14 protein-coding genes are annotated in these 15,769 nt (G+C 60.9%); 7 read left to right on the top strand and 7 right to left on the bottom strand.

The annotated features are described in order from the left end of the window. Positions 1-144: 144 nt before the first annotated feature. Together KUIN1_RS22985 and KUIN1_RS22980 are read right to left on the bottom strand one after the other, a co-directional pair. Positions 145-690, bottom strand: a complete 546-nt coding sequence (locus KUIN1_RS22985) for an NUDIX hydrolase (protein ID WP_003399749.1) — start codon at positions 688-690, stop codon at positions 145-147. Then, the gene (locus KUIN1_RS22980; protein ID WP_011268997.1) at positions 690-1,769 is read right to left on the bottom strand and encodes a DUF2333 family protein; all 1,080 of its coding nucleotides are present in this window, start codon (positions 1,767-1,769) and stop codon (positions 690-692) included. The genes KUIN1_RS22985 and KUIN1_RS22980 overlap by 1 nt, the downstream gene beginning before the upstream one ends. A 264-nt stretch (positions 1,770-2,033) precedes the next feature. Here KUIN1_RS22980 and KUIN1_RS22975 point away from each other — a divergent pair, with 264 nt between their 5' ends. Continuing rightward, a complete protein-coding gene (locus tag KUIN1_RS22975; protein ID WP_152092312.1) occupies positions 2,034-3,689 on the top strand; it encodes a response regulator in 1,656 nt (551 codons plus the stop codon). A gap of 7 nt (positions 3,690-3,696) precedes the next feature. On the opposite strand, the gene KUIN1_RS22970 is transcribed toward KUIN1_RS22975, so the two are convergent. Both KUIN1_RS22970 and KUIN1_RS22965 read right to left on the bottom strand, forming a co-directional pair. Continuing rightward, positions 3,697-4,506, bottom strand: a complete 810-nt coding sequence (locus tag KUIN1_RS22970; protein ID WP_161633366.1) for a response regulator transcription factor — start codon at positions 4,504-4,506, stop codon at positions 3,697-3,699. A 166-nt stretch (positions 4,507-4,672) separates the two neighbouring features. Beyond that, positions 4,673-5,143: an A24 family peptidase gene (locus KUIN1_RS22965; RefSeq protein WP_024641016.1), complete on the bottom strand. Its 471-nt coding sequence runs from the start codon at positions 5,141-5,143 to the stop codon at positions 4,673-4,675. A gap of 74 nt (positions 5,144-5,217) precedes the next feature. On the opposite strand from KUIN1_RS22965, the gene KUIN1_RS22960 reads away from it, so the two are divergent. Together KUIN1_RS22960 and KUIN1_RS22955 are read left to right on the top strand one after the other, a co-directional pair. Further along, complete coding sequence (locus tag KUIN1_RS22960) at positions 5,218-5,673, top strand: TadE/TadG family type IV pilus assembly protein (RefSeq protein ID WP_011268993.1); 456 nt, start codon at positions 5,218-5,220, stop codon at positions 5,671-5,673. Continuing rightward, positions 5,663-8,443 (top strand): PAS domain-containing sensor histidine kinase, encoded by a 2,781-nt coding sequence (locus KUIN1_RS22955; protein WP_172980074.1) that lies wholly within the window; start codon positions 5,663-5,665, stop codon positions 8,441-8,443. Before KUIN1_RS22960 ends, KUIN1_RS22955 begins: the two co-directional genes overlap by 11 nt. Here the strand turns inward: KUIN1_RS22955 and KUIN1_RS22950 are convergent. From KUIN1_RS22950 to KUIN1_RS22940, 3 genes are all read right to left on the bottom strand, one after another. Next, entirely contained in the window at positions 8,440-10,473 is a 2,034-nt protein-coding gene (locus KUIN1_RS22950) for a TadG family pilus assembly protein (RefSeq protein WP_152092311.1), read from the bottom strand. The two genes, KUIN1_RS22955 and KUIN1_RS22950, sit on opposite strands and share 4 nt — an antisense overlap. A gap of 137 nt (positions 10,474-10,610) precedes the next feature. After that, positions 10,611-11,927 carry a bifunctional DedA family/phosphatase PAP2 family protein gene (locus KUIN1_RS22945; RefSeq protein WP_011268990.1) on the bottom strand — a complete coding sequence of 439 codons (1,317 nt, stop codon included), beginning with the start codon at positions 11,925-11,927 and terminating at the stop codon, positions 10,611-10,613. Between the two features lie 3 nt (positions 11,928-11,930). Then, complete coding sequence (locus tag KUIN1_RS22940) at positions 11,931-12,602, bottom strand: DNA-3-methyladenine glycosylase (protein WP_058822763.1); 672 nt, start codon at positions 12,600-12,602, stop codon at positions 11,931-11,933. Between the two features lie 285 nt (positions 12,603-12,887). On the opposite strand from KUIN1_RS22940, the gene KUIN1_RS22935 reads away from it, so the two are divergent. Genes KUIN1_RS22935 through rlmH form a run of 4 tightly spaced genes read left to right on the top strand, consistent with a single transcriptional unit; the run spans position 12,888 to position 15,759 of the window. Then, on the top strand, positions 12,888-14,153 hold the full coding sequence (locus tag KUIN1_RS22935; protein ID WP_024651248.1) for a glutamate-5-semialdehyde dehydrogenase: 1,266 nt from the start codon (positions 12,888-12,890) through the stop codon (positions 14,151-14,153). A gap of 22 nt (positions 14,154-14,175) precedes the next feature. Then, complete coding sequence (gene nadD / locus KUIN1_RS22930; protein WP_161420682.1) at positions 14,176-14,835, top strand: nicotinate-nucleotide adenylyltransferase; 660 nt, start codon at positions 14,176-14,178, stop codon at positions 14,833-14,835. 60 nt (positions 14,836-14,895) lie between these two features. Next, the gene (gene rsfS, locus KUIN1_RS22925; RefSeq protein WP_002555337.1) at positions 14,896-15,282 is read left to right on the top strand and encodes a ribosome silencing factor; all 387 of its coding nucleotides are present in this window, start codon (positions 14,896-14,898) and stop codon (positions 15,280-15,282) included. Between the two features lie 9 nt (positions 15,283-15,291). Continuing rightward, entirely contained in the window at positions 15,292-15,759 is a 468-nt protein-coding gene (rlmH, locus tag KUIN1_RS22920; RefSeq protein ID WP_002555336.1) for a 23S rRNA (pseudouridine(1915)-N(3))-methyltransferase RlmH, read from the top strand. Positions 15,760-15,769 lie beyond the last annotated feature (10 nt).

The following is a 15,769-nucleotide window of genomic DNA, read 5'->3' as shown; positions in this document are numbered from 1 at the left end:
CGAGTTATCGACCGCGAAGCCCCACTCTGGCAGGGGCAGCGCTACTGAAACGGCAGGACCGATCCAGTTTGAAAAGGTCGCGCAGTGTAACGGCAAACCGGCCGGTTGCTAAGGGGCTGGATGTGCCAATTGCTGAACACTCGCTTACTGCTCGTTCTCTATCTGCTTAAGGTAGCGTTTCAGTGCCGCCAGGGAGTCGGGGCACCAGGGATTATGCTCAGCCTGTTGCAGAACTTCGGCGATGGGCATGAAGCGCGCCTCCAGGACCTCTTCAGGTTGCAGTTTCAAAGGTCCGTCCCATACGGCTGAAAACACTGCACACCAGAGCCGGTTGCCCGGCTGATCGAAGAAAAACTGTTCGTGGGCCTGCAGCGGTACGCCACTGACCCCCAGCTCTTCTTCCAGCTCGCGCGCGGCAGAGGCTGCGTAGCTTTCATCGGCCTGGACCATCCCGCCTGCGGCTACGTCCCAATAGCCGGGATAGATCGCCTTGCTCAAGGTGCGCCGATGCACGCACAGCTCACCGAGACTGTTGAACAGCAGGATATAAGTGCCGCGTCCGATCAGTCCGCGTTCACGCAGGTCAGCGCGGACCAGCGAACCGAGCAGTCGATCCTGTTCGTCGACCCAGGCGATCTGCTCGGCATCCGAGGCGGCGCGGTGCGCGGCCTCGTTGGCAGGTATGGACATCAGCCCTGATTCAGCAATTGGCGCAGGTCGATGACCGCAGCGTTGGCACGCGAGATGTAGTTGGCCATGACCAGCGAGTGGTTGGCGAACACGCCAAACGGGCTGCCGTTGAGAATCATCGGGCTCCACATCGGCTCTTGCGAGGCTTCCAGCTCACGAATGATCTGGCGCACGCTGACCGTCGCGTTCTTCTTCGCCAGTACATCGGCAAAATCAACCTCGATGGCGCGCAGCAGGTGCGACAGCGCCCAAGCCTGACCGCGTGCTTCGTAGAACACGTTGTCGATTTCCAGCCATGGCGTTTCGACGATTTCCTCGTCGACCTGCGGTACTTCACCGGGTTTGACCGACACAGCGGCTTCGGTTTTCAGCGTGCTGTTGAGTTTGACCCGGCCAACGCTGGCCGACAGGCGTTGCGACAGCGAACCCAGGCGGGTGCCGACATCGCCCAGCCAGTTGTTCAGGTTGTCGGCGCGGGCATAAAACAGCGCGCCTTTCTGGTTGGGATCGGACAGGCGTGCCTGGTAGCGGCTCAGGGAGTTGATCCCCTCGGCGTACTGCGACTCGCTGGAAGGCAGCAACCAGCTGCGATTGTTGAAGTTGAACAACGGCTCGGCGCGGGCCAGATCGCCATCTTCAGCCGATTGCGACTGGGAGCGGGCGAAATCCTTGCGCAGCGCACGACTCAGATCACGCACCTGCACCAGCACGCCGTATTCCCAGCTCGGGATGTTGTCCAGCCACAGGCCAGGTGGCATGCGGTCGTTGGACAGGTATCCACCGGGCTTGTTAAGCAACGTGCCCGCCACGGTCTTGAGCGTTTCAACCGTCGTGTAGCCGATGACCATCTGTTTGCCTTCGCGCTCGGCGGCGGCTTGCGCATTCTGTTGTACCGGGAACAGCGCAGGTTCCTTGCTCCAGTACCAGCCGACTGCCAGTGCGACGAGCAGGTAGATCAAGATCAGGGCGCCCAGCGCACGGCTATAGAACAGGTTACCCAGGTAACCGCGGCGTTTGGTCGATGAAGTGTCAGCGCTGCGCGCACCCGCGCTGCCTGCGCGGTTCTTCCAATCCAGCATGGTAGGGTCCTTTCGATCTTGAGTTGAATGCTTCACGAGGCGTTCGACCGCAACCTTACCTCAAGGTGCGGCTGACAGACATTATCTTGATATTTGAACTGTAACGATCATAGGCGCAGTCTATGCATCGATTGATTTTGCATACTGGCTATGCGCCATCAAATTGTTGTCAAATAAGTGACTTACGACGCTGTTCTGTTGTAACGGAGGTGCTAGCATAGCGCCATCAGCCGTATCGCTCAGCAAAACCACAGTAGTCTGACCATGACCGACCACGAAGACCCTAGCCGAGATCGCCTGAAGCATCACTTTGCCCAACGGGTCATTCACCAGGCGCGCCAGATTCTGGAGACGTGGCAGCGTCTGCAAAAGGCCGAATGGTCGGTCGGCGATATGGCCGAGCTCAAGGAGTCCACGCAGCGTCTTTCGCGCTTCGCCGAGCGTTTCGAGCAGGCAGAACACAGCGCTCTGGCGCAGGAGATCAGCCAGGCCCTCGATGCGGTGGAAGCCAATCGCGGTCGTCTCAACAGCCGTGTCATCACGGATCTCAATCGTCTGATGCAGCGCCTTTCCCGAACCGGACTGCGGCACGGCGATCGTTTCGAGCAGACGACGCTGCCACCGTTGCGCAAGCCCGTCTATATAGTGCTTCAGGATCACGAGCGGGCCGAGCGCCTGGCCAAGCAGCTGGAGTTTTTCGGGCTGGCGGCGCTGTCGCTGCACAATGTCGCCGAGTTTCAGCGGGCGATGGCACAGCGGCACCCGGCAGCGATTGTCATGGATGTCGATTTCAGCGGGCCGGGCAAGGGTCTTGAACTGGCCTCTCAGGCTCAGGAAGGGCTGGAACAGAAGCTCCCGCTGTTGTTTTTCAGCCTCAATGAAACCGATACACCCACCCGCCTGGCCGCCGTCAGGGCCGGTGGCGAAGAGTTTCTGACCGGCGCGCTGGAAGCGTCGAGTCTGCTGGAAAAAATCGAAGTGCTGACCTGCGTGGCTCAATACGAGCCTTATAAAGTGCTGATCATCGACGATTCCCGCGCGCAGGCGCTGCACACCGAGCGTGTTCTCAACGCCGCCGGAATCGTCACGCGGGTGTTGCTCGACCCGATTCAGGCGATGTCCGAACTGGCCGAGTTTCAGCCCGACCTGATCATTCTCGACATGTACATGCCGGGGTGTACCGGTACGGAGCTGGCCAAGGTCATTCGCCATAACGACCGTTATGTCAGCGTGCCGATCATTTATCTGTCGGCCGAAGACGATCAGGACAAGCAACTCGATGCCATGAGCGAAGGCGGCGACGATTTTCTGACCAAACCGATCAAACCCCGTCATCTGATCACCACGGTGCGCAACCGTGCTGCCAGGGCGCGAAGCCTCAAGGCGCGCATGGTCCGCGACAGCCTGACCGGGCTTTACAATCACACGCATATTTTGCAACTGCTGGAAGATTGCAGCTTTCGTTCGCGACGTGAAGACAAGCCGCTGTGCTTTGCCATGCTCGATATCGACCACTTCAAGAAGGTCAACGACAGCCACGGCCACCCGATGGGGGACCGCGTCATCAAGAGCCTTGCGCTGTTTCTCAAGCAACGCCTGCGCAAAACCGACTTCATCGGGCGTTACGGCGGTGAGGAATTTGCCATTGTCATGCCGGACACCGACATCCAGAGCGCCCACAGGGTGCTGGATGACATCCGCCATCGCTTTGCAGAGATCCATTACCCGGCGCAGCCCGCCGATCTGTTCTGCACCTTCAGTGCCGGGGTGGTTTCTCTCGGTGCCCATGACGACAGCCTGAGCCTTGCCTCCCAGGCGGATACGGCGTTGTACTGCGCCAAGCACGCGGGCCGCAATCGGGTGCATTCGGTGCTGGTCGATGTGCCTTATCACGTCGTATTGAACGAGATCGAAGCCTGACTCCCGTTCAGCCCTGGCTTTCGCTCTGCCTTTGCCGCTCTGCCGATTTGCCCGGTGAAAATGCCAATGCCAATTGTGTGCGGTTATGCATGTGAGTCAGGCGCAGCACTTGCGACACATAGAGTTTTACAGTGTTTTCAGTAATGCCCAGTTCGCAGGCGATCTGGTAATTGGTCAGTCCGGTGCTGACCAGGCGCGCCACATCCAGCTGGCGGGGTGACAACTTGGCCAGTGCCACCGGCATCTGCCCGTCACGTTGCTGCCCATCACGTTCTTGGCGGTTACGCATTTTGCGCTCGGTTTGAGGCCTGTTCTGGACGCTGTCCAGGTTCTGATAAAGATCGTCGATGGAGGCGGCCAGAAACTGGAGCTTTTCGTTGAGCAGGCCCAGTTGCTGGCGGGTTTTCTGCCGCTCGTGCAGCGCCTGGACTTGCAACTGCACAGCCTCGAGCAATTCTTCCAGATCGACCGGCTTCTGATAGTAATCGGCGATGCCGGCCCGAAGCGCCTTGATGACGTCTTTTTTCTCGGCCTGGCCGGTCAGCATGATGGCCTCGAACAGGTGCGTCTTGCCGCCAGCCATCTTCATCGCTTCGACCATCTCGATGCCGTTCATGCCGGGCATTTCCAGATCGCAGAGTACGATGCCGATGGTGCTGTCGGCGCTGAAATGCTCGATGGCCTCAAGGCTTGAATGGCAACGCACACACTCATAGCCGCTGCTCTCCAGAAACTCGCAGAGTTCTTCAACGATAGGGGGCTGGTCATCGACCACCAGAACTTTCGTGAGCGGGTAGTTATCCACAGGCAACTCCATGCTGTTAGGGGACCGTCGACGGCGCCCCGGTCCATTCAGCAAAACATGACTCGGCGTTATTCGATCAGTGTGGGTATTGGTGACAGTACGTCATGGCCATGACTTAACCGTAGTCGTACTTTCTGACTATGTACATAGCATTAAAATTTCCCGCGCTGTTATTCGACTAGTGGAGCAGTGCCGTGCTCAGGAGTAAACCGGCGAATAAAAAAGGTGAAAAAGGATGTTTGTCTGGCGCCGCAGGGTTCATATACCGATAGCGTTGCGCAACCCATTGCTGTGTCGGGGGCCAGGCACTCTTTGCGACGATAAGCCAGGTCGCCATGGCAACACCCGCGCCAATAAACGTACACAGCAGATAGGCACTGTTCGAGGCCAGCGCCAACGCCGTCATCAGTTTGACGTCTGCGGCGCCCAACTTGCCGAGTGCGTAACCGGGCAATGTCAGCGCCAATGCCAGGGTCACGGCCAGCAGGGCCTCCAGCGCAGGCGAGCCGAGCCAGGTCATACCGGTCAAAGCCAGGTAGATAATCGCCAGCGCTGCTGCGCCGAGTGTCAGTCCGTTGGAAATCTGCTTGCAACGCGCATCCTGTTCGGCGCAAATTGCAAACCAGATCAGCAGGAAAAATAATTTCATCACGCCGAAGACATCCTGTTATCGGGAAAGATCTATGCTGTGTTGATGCATTACATGTCAGGGTAGACGTCGATATGAAAACTGTTCTGCACCACACCTTGCCCCGTCGTCAACAGGGGGCCGCCGCTATTGAATTCTCTGCGGTGTTCGTTATTTTCTTTGCGGTGTTCTACGGCATGGTGAGTTATAGCCTGCCGTTGCTCATGGTTCAGTCATTCAATGCCGCCGCCAGTGAAGCGGTGCGCAGAAGTGTGGCCCTCAGTCCAACAGTTACCGGCTATAACGATTTGTTAAAGAGTCAGGCTCAGAGTGTGGTCATGAACCAGTTGTCGTGGATACCCCCTGCGCTGGGATTCAATGTCAACCATACCAGTGTGACCTATAGCGCGGGCATTCTGACAGTGACCATTCAATACCCCAAGACGCGACTGGCTCAGGTACTGCCCTTGTTGACCCTCCCTGGCATTGGCGAGGTTCCGCGCTTGCCGAGCAACCTGACTGCACAAGCGAGTCTGCAACTTGTCCCTTGAAAAGAATCGTTTGAGCCGTTGGCTGGGCCGTGGTGAAGCAACGCAGGTGCCGCAGCCCTTGCCGGTATCGAGCGAGCCCGGTCCGATCGGGGCGGACCTCTATCTGCTGCTGGATGACGAAGGCCGTATACAAAGTATCAGCCCGCACTTGCTCTCTCGTCTGGACATCGCTGCGCCAGTGCCGGCTGCCCAGCGACTGATGAGCCTGCTGCTGCCCAACAGCGCGCTGGTTATCGAAGGTGTGCCGCGTGACTGGCTGGGGCACATGCTCGACCTGGACTTCAAGGGCGACGATGCACACACCTTGCACGCCCGAGGCTGGGTGCAGGCGCATGGCAAGGGCTGGCTCTTGCAATTGCTGGATATCAGCGACCTGATGGAGGAAGCCAGTGCCGCGCGCAGCCGCCAGCAGTGCCTGCGGTTTGCCGGGCAGATGGCCGAGCGTGTGCGAGGGTGCAATGTCGACCGCCTGACTGCCGTGGTGAGCGAGCAACTGGAGGAACTCGCGCAGCTGTGGCGCATTCCCTGTGTGGCGCTGGTGTTGCCGGAGGTTGGCGGTGTCGGCTGGCGTGTTTATTGTCAGTACAGCGCTCATACGGCGCCCGAGTTGTGGCAGGTCGGGCAGCGGCTGGGCACTGCGCTGGATCGATTCAACGTCGATGCCACGCAGCAGTTGAGGTTTGGCGGCAGTGTCGATGCGGGAGCGCTGCAAAGTGTTTTCGGCAACGCTGACGGTTTTCTCATCCCCCACAGCCGCGATAACGTTGCCAAGGCCTGGCTGATGTTCGGTTTTTATAACGCGCAGCAGCAGGCGCCGGACCTGGGCGAGCGCGAGTGGCTCAACCTGTGCTCGGCGCTGGCCGGGCCGGTGCTTTTTCGAATGTCCGAGCAACATAACCGTCACCATGTCGAACGCCTGGCGGTGCTTCAGGACCTGCTGGGCACCGGGTGGTGGGAATTGCTGCCGGATCGTGACGAGGTTCTGCTGGCACCGCAGCTGGCTCGCAGTCTGCGTCTGGGCGACCGGGTCGAGAGCCTGTCGCGTCAGGACTGGCTGGCACTGATTCATCCCGCCGATCGACAGGAGCTGTCCAGTCGCCTCGCCCAGTTGCGCGACAAGGGCACGCCGCTGTTGCTCTGTGTACGTCTGGCACAAAACGACCCCGCTCAGGAAACCCTCTGGTTTCGTATTCAGGGGCAAGCGTTGCACAGGGGGCAGGTGCAGCGGGTATTGGGGTTCATGCTGGACGTCAGCGATATCAAGAATCAGGAAACCGAGGCCGCCGCCGCCCATGCCCGGCTGGATAACCTGATTGCCAGTTCGCCCGCCGTGATTTACGTGCAGCGTTATGATCACGGCAATCTGGAACCCACCTTTTTCAGTGACAGCCTCACGCCTTTGCTGGGCTGGACGCTGGCCGATTGCGTCGACGGGCAACTGGCGGGGTACATCCATCCCGACGACCACGACATCTGGTTCGAGCGTAATCGCCAACTGCTGCGCGAAGGATTCGTCAGCCGCCGTTTCAGGTTGCGCAACAGGAACGGCCAATACCACTGGCTGCTGGACGAGGCGCGACTGCTGCGTGACGACCTCGGCATGCCGGTGGAGGCGGTGGGTCTGTGGCTGGATGTGACCGAGGCCACCCTGGCCGCCGAGCATATACGGCGTAGCGAGGAGCGTTACCGCATTCTGGTCGAGGATTCGCCGGCCATGATCTGCCGCTACACGCCGGACCTGGTGTTGAGTTTCGGCAACCGGCCGCTGGCCAAGTATATGGAGTGCACACCCGAGCAACTGACCGGGATCAACCTGGGAGACTGGCTGTCGGACGAGCAGCGCGAGGCATTCATCAAGCGTATCGGCCAGCTGACTCCGGAAGCGCCGGTGAGTACCGAAGAAATCTGTATCGAGCTGCCGGGACGCGAGTATGCCTGGTGGATATGGGCCGACCGGGGGGTATTCGATGAACACGGCAAACTGGTCGAAGTGCAGGCGGTGGGCCGTGACAACACCGATGTACGCCGCTCGCGCATGCAGTTGAATCAGAGCGCGAAGATGGCAACGCTTGGCGAGATGTCCACCGGTCTGGCCCACGAGATCAATCAGCCGCTCAACGTCATGCGCATGGCCGTGGTCAACGTCCTCAAGCGTCTGGGTCGGGGTGATGTGGACATCGAATACCTCACGGAAAAGCTCAATCGCATCGACACCCAGGTGCAGCGCGCCGCCCGGGTGGTCGATCATATGCGGGTATTCGGTCGCCGCTCTGAAGTAGAAGAGCAGCTGTTCGATCCGGCCCAGGCGGTCGAAGGCACGATCTCGATGCTGGCTGAAGGCATGAAAGGCAAGGGCGTGCAGCTGCGGGTCGGCGGGATGATCGACGCGGTGCGGGTGCGTGGCCATGTCGATCAGCTTGAGCAGGTGCTGATCAACCTGATGGTCAACGCCCGGGATGCCTTGTTGTCGCGCCGGGAAAAGGACCGGGATTTCGAGCCATGGATCAGTGTCGAGGCCGAGCGCGATGAAAATATCATCCGCCTGGCGGTCCAGGACAACGGTGGAGGCATTGATCCGCGGTTGCTGGAGCGCATTTTCGAGCCGTTTTTCACCACTAAACCGGTAGGTGTCGGCACCGGGCTGGGCTTGTCCGTCAGTTACGGCATCGTCGACCAGATGGGCGGCCAGCTCAGCGTCGCCAACATCGGCGAGGGCGCTCGCTTCCAGATCGAGCTGCCGATATTCAACGCCGATCAGCCCGGCAGCTAAATCACCAGCGTCGCCTGACCCAGGTTGCAGCTCAGGTTGGTGCCGACATCGGTAGCCCCCATGCTCACACCCAGTGATTCGAACAACGGGTCGACGACCGACGTCAGCAAGCGTGTCAGGGTGTCGTCGACAATCGCATCCAGCGCCAGGGTCAGGCTGTTCAGTGTGGTGGCCGCACCGGTGATGACGTTGCCCAGCACATTGCTGGTCGCCGGTTTATACACATTCACTTTCACGCTTGAAGCCGTGCCGTTGAGCAAGGTGCTCGGTTTGGTGTGTGCAACGCGTGTCAGGTAAAACGGGGCACTGTTGATCTCCGGCAGGTTGGGCGAGCTGAACGTCGTGCTGGTCACCGTCGAGCTGCCCAGTGCCGACTGGCTGACGTTGTCGAAGGTAAGGCCGATACCGCCACCCCCGAAAGGCTTGCGGGCGGTGCAGTTACCCAGCAGCCCGGCGATTTTCTGACAGGTCATGGTGCCGATATCGATGACCGGCACCGGCAGGGCGGTGATGGCCGCCGGATCAGTGCTGGCGGGGAAGGCCGACGAGCTGTCGATCGAGCCGATCCTGGCGCTGAGCAGTGCTGCGTCGGTCTTGACGTTGAGGGTTTTGCTGGCGTTGCTGGTACAGGTAAAACCGGTGACGTAGCTGTCGGCGCTGGCCATTGACAGGCTCATGTCGATTCTCGGGCCTGCGCTTGATGAGCTGTCGGTCAGAAACTTGAAGTCGGTCACCATGCAACTGCTCAGTCCCAGCGCGCAGGAGGCCGAGGTCCCCAGCCCGGCGAGGTTCAGGCCCAATGCGCTGTTGAGGATCGGCGTGAGGCTGCCGATCACCGAACCTGCGGTATTGGCCAGCGAAGTGATTGTGCCGAGCACCGGCAGGTTGATCGACACCAGCGCGCGCATCTGTGCCGTGCGTACGTAAATCCGGTTGGCACCGTCTCGCGGGTTGAGCGGGTCGATTTTGCTCGGGTCGCCGATCGCCGACAGCTGAGGCGGCTCGATCACCTGAATGCGTGTGGTGACCTGCGCCAGCCCGGCGACATTGATCTGGGTGGCGGTCAGAACGCCGGTCTTTTCGTTGGCCAGTTGCGCGAGGCCCTGGACCAGATCCATCAGGCGCAGATTGGTGTTCAGCGCGGCGAGGTCCGTGCCGCTCTGCACTGAGAGTAGATCACCCAGCAGCACGGTGGTCGTTCCAGCCGCCAGCTTCAAGGCTTGCAGGCCCTGAATGGCGGCGGCACCGCCCAGCGTCGCGTTGGGGCTGATGACGTTGATTGCGCTCTGCAGCAACTGACTGACCGAGACCGAGGTGTTGAGTACATCGTTGTAGCCAATCGCCGTAAGGCTGAGGTCGGTTTTCAGCCTGTTCAGGTAGCTCAGCAGGCTCAGGTTGGTGTCTGCGATGCCTTGCCAGTTGGCAACACTCAGGTTCAGCGTACCGCCCAGCAGGCTGCCGACCACCGGGTTGAGGAGGGCGGCGCCGGTGCTGTCCACAGTGACTGCCGCACTGCGGATGGTCAGTGCCGCCAGCGGCGCGGCGCTGGCGGCCACGGCGGTGGCGCTGATCGTCACATTCGGTGGGGAGGGCGTTTTTTCGAACAGGGCGCCAATGCCGGCTGCAATGCTGCGCGGCACCGGATGCGCCGCAACCACCTGAATAGCCAGCGCTTGCGTCGAGTCGGCGACAAATACGCGAGGTCCCGCGACGTCCACCGCAAGTGTTCCGCAGCGAGTCACCAGAGTGCGGCCATCGGTATTCGGGGTGAAACCGTTGCGCGTAGCACTCTGACTGGCGAAATCGGGCGCCGAGGCCGCCGTGCCGCTGCACGTTCCTCTACGGCCTGCCGCTTCCAGTGCGGCAATGTCCGCAACCCGCTGCAACGAGCGCTTTTCCAGGTACAGCCTGCCGCTGTCGATGACGGTCAGCGTGCACAGCAGCGCCAGGCCCATGGTCAGCGCCGCCATCAGGCCGATTGCGCCGCGCTGCCGGGAAGGCATCGCCGTGTAACCATCCAGTGCAGACATCAACACTCCTTCGATCACGCCATCGCACACTCATTTGTCGCTGGAGAGTGTAGTCAACGCCTCGAAAGAGCACTGGCAAGGTGCCAGATTTGAGAAGTGTCGCACCCGTTGCGCGCGGGTGCGATCAGTTCTGCCGATCAATACTGGTAACGCAGCACCCCGTGCGACAGGGCACGAACGGCAAAGATACCCAGCAACGCGGTCATGGCTGGCACGACGAGCCACCAGACGCGCACCGACATGGCCGGCAAAGGGTCCTTGCGTTGAATGAGCGCCAGGCTGGCGGCGCAGACACAGAACGCCAGAAGCATGCCGGCGAGAATATCGGTAGGCCAGTGAACGCCCAGGTAAACCCTCGACAGCGCGATTGCCAGAGCCGGAATACCGGCGACCAGCATCCAGGTCAGGCGCAGCCGCACGGGCTGGCCACGTCCGGCCAGCACTGCCAGGGTCATGAACAGCGCAAAGGCCGCCGAGCTATGCCCGCTGGGCATGCTGTACGTTGTCAGCGGCTCCAACAGCACCTCCGGGCGAGCGCGGGCGAAAAACGTTTTCAGGATGCCGTTGGCGATCGCGGTGCCCAGTGTGGCGGTCAGGGCAAAGGCTGCGTGGCGCCATTGCCTGGCAACCGCCAGCACGATGATCAGCAGACTGGCGGCCAGCAACTGCGCCCTGAAATCGCCGATGCTGGTGACGAAGACCACAATGTGCTGCGTGGCTTCGCTGCGGTGTTCCTGGATGAGCGTCATCAGGCCGTTGTCGAAGTCGGCCAACAAGGGGAAGCCGAAGAACAGCGCCGCGACCAGCGTCAGGCTGAGCGCGGAAATCAGTCGGGTTGCGTAGCGTTTCTGGCGAATACTGCTCTGGATGCTCAGCCCGAACAGGACGGCCAGGCCGCCGCCGACCACGGCCGCCTCGGGCCAGAAGCCCTCCGGCAGTGGCAGGCGAATCGCTGCACCTGCCGCCCAGCCCGGCATCAGGTAGGCAATCGACCAGCCTGCCGCCGCCAGCACGCTGACTGCCACGAAGCGCGGCAGCGGCATGTCGCACATCCCGGCGATCATCGGCAGCATCGGGCGCAACGGACCGATGAAGCGTCCTACCAGCAAACTGGCAATGCCGTAACGGTGGAAGTATTTTTCCGCACCTTCCATCCACTCCGGGTGCGTGCGCAAGCCGGGCAATTGACGGATATTCTGATGAAAGCGCCGGCCTACGAAGTACGACACCGCGTCACCCAGCAGCCCACCGAGAAAACCCAGCAACAGCACTTCGCTCAACGGCAGAATGCCGCTGCCCGCCAGGGCGGCGATGGCAAACATGATGACCGTGCCCGGCACGACGATCCCGACGATCGCGACGCATTCAATGAAGGCCACCAAAAAGATCGCGACAGCCACCCAGGAAGGGTTTGCGGTCAGCCAGCCAGTCATTCCATTGAGCAGATCGCCCATCGGTCAGTTTCCTTGATCGAGAAATAAGTAGTCGCGGCCTTCGACCTGACCGCGTCTGAGAGGGTTCCGTGTGCAGAAACGGGCGTACCCGGCATCCACGAAGCGGTACATCAGGTGCTCATCGCGCCCGGCAGGGATACCCAGTCGGGTGGTCTGGATAATACGTTCGGGTGTCTGGCCGACGTCCTCGACCAGCAATTTCTGCGGGTCGAAGCGCTTGGCGTCCCACACCGGGACTTTCAGGCCAAGCGCCTTGCACAGCAGCGTCTGGCCAGCGCAAAGCCGTTGCGCCGGGCGCATTGCGCCGCTGGCGTCGGGGTTGTTCAGTTGCATCTGCGCCAGCGCGTTTTCGTCGCTGGTCGCGTCGGTCCAGGGAAATGCCGATTTGATCAGCACGGCATTGCCCGGCCCCTCGGCGCTGAAATTCAACGAATCGCCGCCACGCGCGTAGTACATATAGATGTGGCCGCCGTCGAGAAACAGCGCCTTGCGTTTCTCGGTGTAGCCCAGCGAGGCATGGCTGCCCTTTTCGGCGCAGTAGTACGCTTCGGTTTCGATGATCCGCGCGGCCAGCCACAGGTCGCCTGACTTGTGGCGAATGACTTTGCCCAGCAGGTCGCGCGCCAGCACCTGGGCATCGCGATGAAAGAAGTGGTCGGGGAGGGCTGTGGGCATAATCGGACGGGTACATTGAGAAAGAGCCCGATAATAACAAGCGCAAGTTTAATTGCAGCTGAATGTGTCCGGATTAGGCGCTTTGTTGTTTCTGAACATGACCGAATGATGACAGGCCGTTAAGCCCATGCGTGATGCCTGCCTGTGCATGGCCGCTGGCAACGCCTGCCACGGTGACGAAAAATCTGCGCACTGATATCGACCATCCGCCTGTCTGCGCTGTCGTTCGGGCGGCACGACAGCTATAATCAGCCGCTTTCCTCTTTGCCAAGACCTCTGAGACCAATGACTGAGTCCGTTCTTGACTACATGACCCGCCTGGGTCGCGCCGCCCGCGAAGCTTCGCGAGTGATCGGCCGTGCCAGCACTGCGCAGAAGAACCGCGCCCTGCAGGCCACTGCCGCCGCTCTGGACGAAGCCCGCGCCGAGCTGTCTGCCGCCAATGCGCTTGACCTGGCCAATGGTCAGGCGAACGGGCTTGAGCCGGCCATGCTCGAGCGTCTGGCCCTGACCCCCGCACGGATCGACGGCATGATCGTCGGGTTGCGTCAGGTTGCAGCGCTGGCAGACCCGGTCGGTGCGATCCGCGACATGAGCTATCGGCCGTCGGGTATTCAGGTCGGCAAGATGCGCGTGCCGCTGGGGGTTGTCGGAATCATCTACGAGTCACGTCCGAACGTGACCATCGATGCGGCCAGTCTGTGTCTGAAGTCCGGAAACGCAACCATCCTGCGCGGTGGTTCCGAAGCCATTCATTCCAATCGCGCCATCGCGGCCTGCATTGAACGCGGTCTGGCCGAGGCCGGGCTGCCCGCTGCTGTCGTGCAAGTGGTTGAAACCACCGACCGTGCAGCGGTTGGCGCGCTGATCAGCATGCCCGAGTACGTGGACGTCATCGTTCCGCGTGGCGGCAAGGGCCTGATCGAGCGCGTCAGCCGCGATGCGCGGGTGCCGGTCATCAAGCATCTGGACGGCATCTGCCATGTGTATGTCAGTGCCCACGCCGATCTGGCCAAGGCGCAGAAGATCGCCTTCAACGCCAAGACCTACCGTTACGGGATCTGCGGCGCGATGGAAACCCTGCTGGTCGATCAGACCATTGCCGCCGACTTTTTGCCGTCGATGGCCGCACAGTTTCGCGAGAAGGGCGTCGAGTTGCGCGGTTGCGAGCGTACCCGTGAGCTGATCGACGTGATCCCGGCCACCGAGGACGACTGGCATACCGAGTACCTGGACGCGATTCTGTCTATTCGCGTCGTGTCCGGGCTGGATGAAGCCATCGAGCACATCAACCATTACGGCTCGCATCACAGCGATGCCATCGTTTCGGACCACCAGAGTCAGGTGCGCCGGTTCATGGCCGAGGTCGATTCCAGTTCAGTCATGGTCAACGCGCCGACCTGCTTCGCTGACGGGTTCGAATACGGCCTGGGTGCCGAGATCGGCATTTCTACTGATAAGCTGCACGCCCGCGGTCCTGTCGGTCTTGAAGGGCTGACCTGCGAGAAGTACATCGTGATCGGTGACGGCCAATTGCGCGGACAAGCCTGACTTGAATAGCCCCATGACCGCGCTGCCCAGACGTATCGGCATGCTTGGGGGCACGTTCGACCCGGTTCATATCGGTCATTTGCGCGGTGCGCTCGAAGTGGCCGAACTGCTGGAACTCGATGAGTTGCGCCTGACGCCCAGCGCCAGGCCTCCGCATCGTGACATGCCGAGCGTCACCGCCGAGGATCGTCTGGCGATGGTTCAGAGCGCCGTCGCGGGTGTGTCGCCCCTGACGGTGGATGACCGTGAACTGAAACGTGACAAACCGTCGTACACCCTCGACACACTGGAATCGATGCGCGCCGAACTGGCGCCTCGCGACCAGTTGTTCCTGTTGCTGGGTTGGGATGCCTTTTGCGGGCTGCCGACCTGGCATAGATGGGAAGAACTGCTGGAGCACTGCCATATCGTGGTGCTGCAACGCCCGGACGCGGACAGCGAGTCGCCGGATGCCATGCGCAATCTGCTGGCGGCCCGCGCAGTCAGCGATCCCAAGGCCCTGAAAGGGCCGGGTGGACAGATTACATTCGTCTGGCAGACGCCTTTATCGGTATCTGCCACCCAGATCCGTCAACTGCTGGCCAGCGGTAAGTCGGTACGTTTTCTGGTGCCAGACGCGGTACTGGCCTATATCGATGCGCGCGGACTTTACCGCGCGCCGAACACTGATGGGTCGTCCTGAAACTGCTTTGATCGACAAGCGTCTGGACGGTCCCACACATACGAGCTGAATGAGTTTTATATGACCAAGCAAAAAATGAGCAGTGAAGAAGTCATCAATGTTGCGATTGCAGCCCTCGAAGAGGTCAAGGGTGCCGACATCCTGACCATCGACGTGCGCGACAAGACCAGCATCGCTGACTACATGCTGATCTGCACCGGTACGTCCAACCGTCAGTTGAACGCACTGGTCGATAACGTCCGTGACAAGGTCAAGGCTGCCGGCCTGAAGTCCCTGAGCGAAGAAGGCAAGGGCGACAGCGACTGGGTCCTGCTGGACCTGGGTGATGTGATCGTCCATGTGATGACCGCTGCGGCACGCCAGTTCTATGACCTCGAGCGCTTGTGGCAGGGGGCTGAACAAAGCCGTGCTGCCAGCGCTGCGCACCACACACCGGGCAACGAATAAGGTCTTGATGTGCGTCTGCGTCTGATCGCTGTGGGTTCGCGCATGCCCAAGTGGGTGGAAGAAGGTTGGCACGAATATGCCAAGCGGATGCCCTCCGAGCTTGCGCTTGAACTGGTGGAAATCCCGCTCAATACCCGAGGCAAAAACGCCGACGTCGCGCGCTTTATCCGTCAGGAAGGCGAGGCGATGCTGGCGAAAGTGCAGCCGGGCGAGCGGATTGTCACGCTGGAAGTGCATGGCAAACCGTGGAGCACCGAACAGTTGGCGGTCGAGCTCGATCGCTGGCGTCTCGATGCGCGCACGGTCAACCTGATGGTCGGCGGCCCCGAGGGGCTGGCGCCTGAAGTCTGTGCCCGCAGTGAACAACGCTGGTCTCTGTCGCCGCTGACCCTGCCGCACCCGCTGGTGCGCATCCTGATCGGCGAGCAGATGTATCGCGCCTGGACGGTCCTGTCCGGGCACCCTTATCACAAGTAGCATCGTCTTT

The organism is Pseudomonas sp. KUIN-1, from assembly GCF_009176725.1.
GTDB classification, from domain to species: domain Bacteria; phylum Pseudomonadota; class Gammaproteobacteria; order Pseudomonadales; family Pseudomonadaceae; genus Aquipseudomonas; species Aquipseudomonas fragariae.
This window is presented reverse-complemented; position numbering and strand designations above follow the sequence as displayed.

Excerpts from the sequence above, each read along its gene's own strand:
- KUIN1_RS22980 (WP_011268997.1), bottom strand. The coding sequence starts at position 1,769 with ATGCTGGATTGGAAGAACCGCGCAGGCAGCGCGGGTGCGCGCAGCGCT.
- KUIN1_RS22985 (WP_003399749.1), bottom strand. The coding sequence starts at position 690 with ATGTCCATACCTGCCAACGAGGCCGCGCACCGCGCCGCCTCGGATGCC.
- KUIN1_RS22950 (WP_152092311.1), bottom strand. The coding sequence starts at position 10,473 with ATGTCTGCACTGGATGGTTACACGGCGATGCCTTCCCGGCAGCGCGGC.
- KUIN1_RS22940 (WP_058822763.1), bottom strand. The coding sequence starts at position 12,602 with ATGCCCACAGCCCTCCCCGACCACTTCTTTCATCGCGATGCCCAGGTG.
- rsfS (WP_002555337.1), top strand. The coding sequence starts at position 14,896 with ATGACCAAGCAAAAAATGAGCAGTGAAGAAGTCATCAATGTTGCGATT.
- KUIN1_RS22960 (WP_011268993.1), top strand. The coding sequence starts at position 5,218 with ATGAAAACTGTTCTGCACCACACCTTGCCCCGTCGTCAACAGGGGGCC.
- KUIN1_RS22945 (WP_011268990.1), bottom strand. The coding sequence starts at position 11,927 with ATGGGCGATCTGCTCAATGGAATGACTGGCTGGCTGACCGCAAACCCT.
- KUIN1_RS22965 (WP_024641016.1), bottom strand. The coding sequence starts at position 5,143 with ATGAAATTATTTTTCCTGCTGATCTGGTTTGCAATTTGCGCCGAACAG.
- KUIN1_RS22975 (WP_152092312.1), top strand. The coding sequence starts at position 2,034 with ATGACCGACCACGAAGACCCTAGCCGAGATCGCCTGAAGCATCACTTT.
- KUIN1_RS22935 (WP_024651248.1), top strand. The coding sequence starts at position 12,888 with ATGACTGAGTCCGTTCTTGACTACATGACCCGCCTGGGTCGCGCCGCC.
- KUIN1_RS22970 (WP_161633366.1), bottom strand. The coding sequence starts at position 4,506 with ATGGAGTTGCCTGTGGATAACTACCCGCTCACGAAAGTTCTGGTGGTC.